The organism is Kitasatospora sp. NPDC048545 (assembly GCF_040651155.1).
Lineage (GTDB): Bacteria > Actinomycetota > Actinomycetes > Streptomycetales > Streptomycetaceae > Kitasatospora.
Map to the genome: position 1 here is coordinate 203474 of NZ_JBEZIQ010000009.1, position 8191 is coordinate 211664.

Annotated in this window: 6 protein-coding genes and 2 pseudogenes; 2 read left to right on the forward strand and 6 right to left on the reverse strand. The window is 67.7% G+C overall.

Features of this window, described 5'->3' with window-relative positions:
• Positions 1-6 precede the first annotated feature (6 nt).
• From AB0D10_RS11885 to AB0D10_RS11900, 4 genes and pseudogenes are all read right to left on the reverse strand, one after another.
• The gene (locus tag AB0D10_RS11885) at positions 7-543 is read right to left on the reverse strand and encodes a GNAT family N-acetyltransferase (protein WP_360254532.1); all 537 of its coding nucleotides are present in this window, start codon (positions 541-543) and stop codon (positions 7-9) included.
• 155 nt (positions 544-698) lie between these two features.
• Positions 699-2567, reverse strand: a complete 1869-nt coding sequence (locus AB0D10_RS11890) for an endonuclease/exonuclease/phosphatase family protein (RefSeq protein WP_360254534.1) — start codon at positions 2565-2567, stop codon at positions 699-701.
• A 223-nt stretch (positions 2568-2790) separates the two neighbouring features.
• Positions 2791-3005 (reverse strand): annotated as a pseudogene (locus AB0D10_RS11895) (hypothetical protein); the annotation flags it as partial.
• Between the two features lie 31 nt (positions 3006-3036).
• Positions 3037-3966, reverse strand: a complete 930-nt coding sequence (locus tag AB0D10_RS11900) for a Gfo/Idh/MocA family oxidoreductase (protein ID WP_360254536.1) — start codon at positions 3964-3966, stop codon at positions 3037-3039.
• A gap of 784 nt (positions 3967-4750) precedes the next feature.
• Between AB0D10_RS11900 and AB0D10_RS11905 the strand changes: the two genes are divergently transcribed.
• Both AB0D10_RS11905 and AB0D10_RS11910 read left to right on the forward strand, forming a co-directional pair.
• Positions 4751-6385, forward strand: coding sequence for a hypothetical protein (locus AB0D10_RS11905; RefSeq protein WP_360254538.1), 1635 nt, complete (start codon positions 4751-4753; stop codon positions 6383-6385).
• A 57-nt stretch (positions 6386-6442) separates the two neighbouring features.
• Entirely contained in the window at positions 6443-6928 is a 486-nt protein-coding gene (locus AB0D10_RS11910; protein WP_360254540.1) for a hypothetical protein, read from the forward strand.
• A 99-nt stretch (positions 6929-7027) separates the two neighbouring features.
• On the opposite strand, the gene AB0D10_RS11915 is transcribed toward AB0D10_RS11910, so the two are convergent.
• Both AB0D10_RS11915 and AB0D10_RS11920 read right to left on the reverse strand, forming a co-directional pair.
• Positions 7028-7774, reverse strand: coding sequence for a hypothetical protein (locus AB0D10_RS11915; RefSeq protein WP_360254542.1), 747 nt, complete (start codon positions 7772-7774; stop codon positions 7028-7030).
• 145 nt (positions 7775-7919) lie between these two features.
• Positions 7920-8093: pseudogene (locus AB0D10_RS11920) on the reverse strand (IS5/IS1182 family transposase); the annotation flags it as partial.
• Positions 8094-8191 lie beyond the last annotated feature (98 nt).

The following is an 8191-nucleotide window of genomic DNA, read 5'->3' on the forward strand; positions in this document are numbered from 1 at the left end:
GGGGCGTCACCCCAGTGGGAGGGCCATCTCCAGGATCCGCGCCGAGGTGTCCAGCACGTACGGCGTCTCGCCCCCGGTGTACGCGAACCCGCGCCGCAGGTAGAAGGCGGCTGCGCGGGGGTTCGCCTCGTGGACCCCGAGCAGCATCCGCGCGGCGCCCTCACCGCGGGCCCAGGCGAGGACCGCGTCCAGCATGGCGTCCGCGACGCCGCGTTCGCGGCCGCGGTGCTCCGGGTCCACCCAGACGCCGATCAGCTCGACGGCGTCGGCGTGGTCCTTGCTCGGGACGGACAGCATGGTGGCGACCCACTCCCCGTCGGCGTCCACCGCGACCAGGCCGACCCTGCCGGGCTCGTTGACCCAGTCCGTCCGGGCCCGCCACGTGCCTTCGCCGAGGCGGCTGGCCTCGGCGTGGATCTCGCCGAACGCCATGGGCGTGTCGAGGAGTTGGGCAAGGCGCACCGTCCGCAGCCGCTGCCAGTCGTCACGGCCGATCCGCTCGATCCGGTACGTCACGCTCTCCCCCGTCACACTGCGCGTCACAGGACGCTGCCTCCGCCACCGGTGATCACCGGTGGCGGAGGCAGGATAGCCGGAGCCCGGGCCTTGACCGCGGGCCTGGGCCGAGGCCCGCGGTCAAGGCCCCAGGTCAAGGCCCCGGGTCAGGGCCCGCGGTCAGCGCCAGGGGCGGACCGGCGTCACGGCTTGATGCGGACCACCTGCGGGTCGTGGTCGCTCGCCTGCTGGGCGAACTCGGAGTTGATGTGCACCACGTCGTACTTGGCGTAGCCGACCTCGGGGCTGACCAGGATGTGGTCCAGCACCTGCGAGTTGCCCTGGTAGACGTAGGAGTACTGCTCGGTCTCGGGCAGCTCGTTCACCAGGTCGCGCAGCACGCCGCCCTTGGTGAGCGCGGCCAGCGCGGGCGAGAACTGGTAGTCGTTGAAGTCGCCGAGGGAGACGACCCTGGCTTCCTTGTCGGCGGCCAGCAGCTGCGCGACGAAGGCCTGCTCGACGGTGGCCTGCTTGACCCGCTGCACCTCGGAGCTGCGGGTCGGCTGCTGGAAGCGGCTGTCGATGCCCTGGTCGCCGCCCTTGCTGTTGAAGTGGTTGGCGATCACGAAGACCTTCTGGCCGCGGAAGACGAACTGGCCGACCAGCGGCTTGCGGCTGTTGGTCCAGGCGTCGTCGTTCGGCGCGATCCGGCCGGGCGAGGCGGTCAGCGCGGTGGCGGCGCCGGTGCCGGTGACGCCGACGGCGGTGGTGGAGTCGCCGCCCGCGATGTCGGTGAAGGAGACCCGTTGCGGGTTGAACAGGAAGACCTGGCGGATGTTGCCGCCGGGCTCGCCGCCGTCCTTGCCGTCCTGCGGGTCGATCGATCGCCAGTCGTAGGCCGGGCCGCCGGCCGCCTTGATCGCGGCGACGAACTTGGCCACGGTCCGGCTCGCGTCCACGGTGCCGTCGCTCTTGGAACCGTTGTTGTCCTGGATCTCCTCCAGGGCGACAACGTCGGGCGAGCGCAGGTTGGTGACGACGCCCTGGGCGAGCTCGGCGAACTTGGCGTCCGGGTTGTTCGGCGCCAGGTTCTCCACGTTGTAGGTGGCGAGGGTGAGTTCGCGGTCGGTCGGCTGGGCGGTGACCTCGCGCTGGAGGTGGTTGTCCTTCAGGGTGCCCACGGTGCCGGCGACGAGCGTGTAGCCGCCGAAGTTGTTGTAGTCCAGCGGGCCGGTGGTGGTGCCGGTCAGCTCGTCGCCGACGTTGGCCACCGGGAAGGGCTGCTGGGAGACCGCGGCCTGCTGCTGGATCATCAGACGGCCGACGTTGGGCTCGCGGTAGGACTCGTACAGGACGCCGCCGCGCTTGCTGCGCTGGTCCTGGCGGTCCGCGGCGACCCACAGCTCGTTGTACTTGTCGGTCGCCTGGATCACCCGGACGTCCTTGACCTGGACGAGCATGCCCTCCAGGGACTCGTAGAAGTCCAGGGCGTACTTCTCCGGGTTCAGCGTCACGCCGTCGATGGAGCCGTCCGCGCCGGCCGCCGGGCTGTAGGTGCCGGGGATGTTGCGGGTGTCGACGACGACCGGGGCGGGCAGCGGGTTGCCGGAGGAGACGACCGTGACAGCCGGGGCGGAGATCTCGGTGACGGACTGCGAGCCGCCGGAGTAGCTCGGGTAGTACTCGGTGACCTTGCCGCTGACCAGCACGGAGTCGCCGACCTTGACGGTCGGGTTGCCGCCGGTGAAGACGAAGATGCCCTCGCTGGTGGCCGGGTCCGCGTCCGGGTTCGGGTCCTGGATCCAGAAGCCCTTGGAACTGCCGTACGCACGCACGCCGGTGACGATGCCGGGCACGCCGGTGACGGGCTTGCCGGCCTGCGGGGATATCCGGGTGGCGCCCTGGACGTCGTGGATCCGCAGCGGGCCGGCCTCGGTCGGGGCGGGGGTGGCCGCGCCGGCGGCGTTGGCCACCGGGAGCGGGACGAGCACCAGCGAGGCGGCCAGCGAGGCCGGGATCAGGGCGGCGCGCAGCAGGGTTCTGTGCGGGCGGGAGGCGGGGGCGGTGGTCACCGGGGCAGGACTCCTAGCTCCGTCGTGCGGCACGGTCGTGGCACGGCGGTCCGGGCGGAGGCGCGCTTCGAACGCACGCTACTCGCGTAGAGGAAGCAGGGGACGGACACCCGCCCCCCGCGGCGCCCCTCAAGATACGCGCGTAGAAAAAGCCCCGACAAGACCCCGTCGGTGAACTGTCGGTTCCCCCCAGGTGACTTGACTCACGGTCAGACCAGGCTGCTCACAGCCCGCTCCCAGCGGGCTCCCAGAAACCCCCGGCCCCCTCCGCGACCGGCCCGCACGGCTCGCGGCCGCGCAGCGCGTCGTGCGTGTCGAGGGTCCTGCCGGTGCGCACGGCGTCCAGGAACGTGAGCACGCGCTGCACGGCACCACGCCGGCGGGCGACGGGCACCCAGTCGCCCACCGGCACGGGACGGTCGGCCGACCCCGGTGCTCGACCGACCACGACGTCCGATGCGCCGGACCGTCAGACAGCCTCGATGCGCTCCACGATCAGCTCACACAGCTCGTGGGTGCGCAGCGCATCGTGCGCGTCGAGCGTCTTGCCGGTGCGCACGGCATCCAGGAACGTGACGACGGCCTGCTCGATGCCGCGCTGCCGGGCCACCGGCACCCAGTCTCCCCGGCGCCGGACGGTCGGCTGGCCCCGGTGGTCGACCACCTCGGAGAGGTTGTGGACCTCACGCTTGGAATCGCCGCCGGACACCTCCAGCACCTCCTCCGTCGAACCGGACAGCCGGTTCATGATGCCCAGCGCCGTGAACCCCTCGCCGGCGAGGGTCAGCACGACGTGCTCGACCAGGCCGTCGCGCACCCGCGAGCGGACATCGACGTGCTCGACCTCCCCCGGCACCAGGAACCGGAGCACATCCACCACGTGGATGAAGTCGTCGAAGACCATCGACCGCGCAGCCTCCGGCAGACCCTCACGGTTCTTCTGCAGCACGATCAGGTCACGCGGACGCTCCTTCGCCTGCACGTAGCCGGGCGCGAAACGCCGGTTGAAGCCCACCATCAGCGAACGGCCCGTCCGGTCGGCCAGATCGACCAGGCGGCGGGCACCGTCCACGGTGTAGTCCAACGGCTTGTCCACGTACACATCGATGCCCGCCGTCAGCAACTGCTCCACGATCGGCACGTGCTGACTCGTCGCGGCATGCACGAACGCCGCCCGGATCCCACTCCCGACCAGCGCACCGAGATCGGTGAACCGGTCCTCCGGCGCGATCCGGTGAGCGTCGCCGATGCGGTCCAGCTTGGCCACGTCCCGGGTCATCAACCGCAGGTCGAGCCCGGGCAGCGCGGTGAGCACCGGCAGATACGCCTTCTGCGCGATGTCACCGAGGCCGATGACCCCGACCGGAAGAATGCCGTCAGGAACAGCGGTCGAACTCATGCAGATCTCCATACTCGGGCGCCGACACCATCCGCCCCCACCCTATTCGCCGGCTCCCGTACGCCAGCAACGCCCACCCGGTCTTCCCGGAGCAGACCGTGCGACGAACAGAAGGCGTTGCCCGTGCGAGCACTTGCCCGTGAAGGCATACCGCCTGTGGCTCCCAGGACACCCCTGCGCATAACCAGCTCCAAGACCTGTCCCGTCAATGTCGTATCGGTCCCCCCGATTCGTCACGGCATGGGCGGAGTGATCTGGGCGAGCGATCCGAAGTGCACCGTGGGTTGCGCGACAAGCACCACCAGAGAACCGATCCGGCCCGGCGCATCCACCGGCCGTGACACGCTCCTTTGCGAGAACGCAGGGACGGGCTGTGGGGCCGCGGCGCGGTACTGGAGCACTTGGTCGCGGCCGAGGTGCTCGATGTGTCGCGAGTGATCATCGACTCGGTGCGCGACCGCGCGAGAAGCGCGGTCTCCATACCGGTCCAGCCCCGTCGACCGGGGAAAGCCCGGGTCCGAGCCGCGCGTCCTGTCCGACCGCGGCGGGCTGCCCCTCGTCGCCAGGACAAGGACCGGACAGCTGTTGCAGTGCCTCGCGGTGCGGACGCAACATGGACATGGTGGGCCAGTCTGTGGAAGCGGAGCTGCGAGCGCGAAATAGTCCCCCCGACCCTCCGCGCTTGTCTTCAATCGACCTTCGCTGCCCGTAGGCCGCCCCGCCGGGCTCGCGGCGCCGCCAAGTACCTGTTCCTGCACGCGTTCAGATCTCGCAGGGAGGCGATATGCCGGTTCGAAATCCGTCGGGAGCGGCAGGACAGCCCAGCATTTCGGCCGATATTGACGCACAAATTGAAATGCGGGACGCCGAGAGAAGTGTTCTCACTGCCTTTGGTAAACGGTATTTCATTGAACATGCGGCCTGGCGGCGCCTGACTGGGATCCTCGAAAAAGGCGGAGGTGGCAGCTACGGACTCTCGGGCCCCCGCGGCTCGGGAAAGACATGGATGATGTTCCGGGCGTCGGCCTGGGCGGAAGACCGGGGCGGACTCGGGATTCATTTTCCGAGCCAGAGCGACTACGATCCCGTTGCATTTATGGCATCCATCACGGAAAATCTCGCATTGTCCTTCGACAACTGGTACGACCGGCATACTGGGCGACCGACGCGTCTCGTGCGCCAAAGAATCACCAGGCTGGCAGCGGCCGGCGCGTTTCTTCTGTACCTGGCGCTCGTCGCACTCAACATCAATGGCACCTTCTTCTCCAATATAGAATGGCTGGACATCCGCAGCAATGGAATCTTCGTAGCCCTGCTTCCAGCCGGTGTGGCCGTATGGCTCTTCGTACGCGCCACCCAGCTTCGAAGAGAATCCAGAGGTGCCCTGGGGCGCGTCCGCGCGCAATCTGAAGAGATGCGGATTCAGGTGAGGTACGTGACGAGCCTGAAGGAGTCCTCCGAGGCAGGCGCCGACGCAGGACTCTGGGGCGTGGCCGCCAGGTTTAAGCGCGCATCGGCCAGGGAGCTCGTCGAGCGTCCGTCCACGCTGAGTGGCCTCGTCCATAACTTCCGCAATTTTGCCTATGCGGTCGGCGAGGCCGTCGGCGACCTCGTCATTTGCATCGACGAACTGGACAAGATGAGCGATGCAAGCGACGTTGCCGAGCTGCTGCGGTATATCAAGGGAATATTCGAGATCCCGGGCGTGTGCTTCATGGTATCGCTCTCAGAAGAAGCTGCGAGGTCTCTGGATCTCGGATCCATCAAGGTCCGGAACGAATTCAGCAGCTCCTTCAATCAGGTCATCCCATTGGCAGTTTTTTCGTCAACCGCGGCGGTTGAGATGATCAGGCGCAGAGACAGCCAGGTCGACCCGGAAGTCGCCCGCACCTCGTGTGTCATGTCCGGAGGCGTGCCGCGAGAGACTGTTCGAAATGTCGAATTGGCAGACTCCTCCGGTGCGACCACGGGGGCCGACACTGCCGCAGCAATTGCCCTGATGGAGATTGACGCCTTCAAGCAGGATCTCTTTACGACTCGCAGCGACGAGAAGGCGTTGCCGTCGTTGGAGCAGGACAAGCTTACGGTTCACGAACTCATGCCCGACATGTTCGAAGATCGGGAAGAAATGATGTGCCATTTGGCCGCGATAATGACGGGCGGTTTGACGCACTGGAATCTCACTGGCGCGTCACAGCAATGGCGGGATCAATTCGAGGAGCAGTGGCAACGGCTACTTGTGAGGCTCGCGGTTGCGGGAGCCCTGATGCGGAAATCCGTCCTGGGCCCCCGCGAATTGAGCCGCCTGCAGTCGATTATCGGATCCGCGTTCCAATCGGCACTCGTCGCCAGATCCAAATTCGTCGAATACTCCTCCGGTCAGGATCGCGACACGCCGGACAGTGTTCCCACTCACTGAGACCGTGTTTGAGATCTGACGGAGGGGCTGGCGGACTGCGCCGGTAGCCTCCTCTCCATGAACACCGTGCTAGATTCGATGATCTCTTTCGCGGCCACCGGCGAGATCGGCGCGTTCAGACTCGGTATGTCCGGTGAGGAGGCGGATCTCCTTCTGGGTGGTGGGACCGATCTGACCGCGCTAGCAGCGCCGAGCCCCGGCGGAGCAGTCGGTTTCAAGGATGGCAGCCTGGAGATGTGGGTTGATCCTGACCTGACGGTGTGCCTGCTCGGATTCGACGCGGTGGACGTCGAGGGCCGGTTCGCAGCACCCTCTCGCATCGGCGTGGCCGACCGGGCAGTGATCCAGGCCCCGAGCCGTGAGACAGTCATCAACCGACTCGAGCAACTCGGCTGCGCATGGCGCCGCGACGATACCCTGACCTTCGACCACCAGTTCGCCATCCGAACGGAAGCCGACGTCTCCATGGTCTTTACTCGGCCCGAGCCTCCGACGAACGAGTGGGTACTCGCCAGCCTTTACAGGTCAGCAAGCCGTTACTGACTTCGGCGCTTCGGGGTGATTGGCCTGTTCCTGTGGCCGACGGGCGGTCATGTGCGTGGCACCAGGAGTGGACAGAGGGCGCCCGTTCGAGGGCGTCGGTCAGCAGCTGGGGTTGCCGCCGATGTGGTACTGGTTCGACGGCTTCGCCCTGGTCCGGTGCGTGGTTTCCAGCTCCATCGATACTCCGGCTGCTCTGAGGAGTGCCCCCAGCTCTACGATCAGCGCCTGGGGTTCGCCGTCGACCGAGCCGCAGGTTTCCTCCCTGCCGTAGTCCATGACGAGGGAGACGACGAAGCTGGAGGAGGGCGGCCGCAGATCGCCCTCGTACGGCTCCATGATCAACTGGTCGATCCGCACGCACTTCAGCCGGGACACCGGTAGCCACTCCCCCGGCCGGCCCGCCCGCACCAGTCGCAGCACCTGCGGAATTCCGGCGGGGGCGAACTCGACCCGCCGGACGTTGCGGAAGACGCCCTTCCTGTGCACCACCAGGTGGACGAGCTCCACCAGCCCACCGATCCACCCGCCCACCAGAAAGAGCACCCAGGTGTTGCCCCCCATGGTGCTCAGGGCGAGCCCGATAAATGCACCTACCAGCGCCGCACCCAGCAGGAAGTCCAGCGCGGTGTACAGGTAGATCCAGGCGGCCTGCAGACGCGAGCCGCCATCACCCCGGACCATCAGGTCCGTCGACCCGGCGCGGCGCACCAAGGCGCGGTCAGCGTGCACGGCCACCGCCGGCCATCGGGCGCGGGAAGCGCGCCTCGGCCGACCACCCGGCACCCCGCCGGGCTGATACGGCATCAGACACCATGCTTCCAGCATAAATGCGATGGCAAGAGGCATTCACCTCAGCTTATGTCTGCGGATGTGCCACCGTGGTGTGGGGCCGGGCACACGTCAGGCGCAGCCCGGCCGACCTCACCGCAGCCGACCTCGACCGCCTGGAGGTCCTCGACCGCAACCGGCCCCCCACCCTGGCGAGCCGAAGTCAGTAATGGCGCGGTGATGTGGGCGCGGGGCACCAAGGACCGGAGCGGGTGGCAGGTTGGCCTCGGGTGAGTCGGCGAACCATGATGCCGATCACGGCCCAGCGGACCATGGTCTCGGAGTGGGCCGGGCTGGTCTCGTAGTCCCGGGCGAGGCGCCGGTGGGCGGTGAGCCACGAGGTTGGGTCGGCCGCGCGGCGAGGTGCCTGACTGGCAGGTCCTTTTCCGCGCGGCCTCCCGCCGAACCGGACATGACGGTTTCCCTGTCATCCGG

Excerpts from the sequence above, each read along its gene's own strand:
- AB0D10_RS11910 (WP_360254540.1), top strand. The coding sequence starts at position 6,443 with ATGAACACCGTGCTAGATTCGATGATCTCTTTCGCGGCCACCGGCGAG.
- AB0D10_RS11905 (WP_360254538.1), top strand. The coding sequence starts at position 4,751 with ATGCCGGTTCGAAATCCGTCGGGAGCGGCAGGACAGCCCAGCATTTCG.
- AB0D10_RS11900 (WP_360254536.1), bottom strand. The coding sequence starts at position 3,966 with ATGAGTTCGACCGCTGTTCCTGACGGCATTCTTCCGGTCGGGGTCATC.
- AB0D10_RS11915 (WP_360254542.1), bottom strand. The coding sequence starts at position 7,774 with ATGCCTCTTGCCATCGCATTTATGCTGGAAGCATGGTGTCTGATGCCG.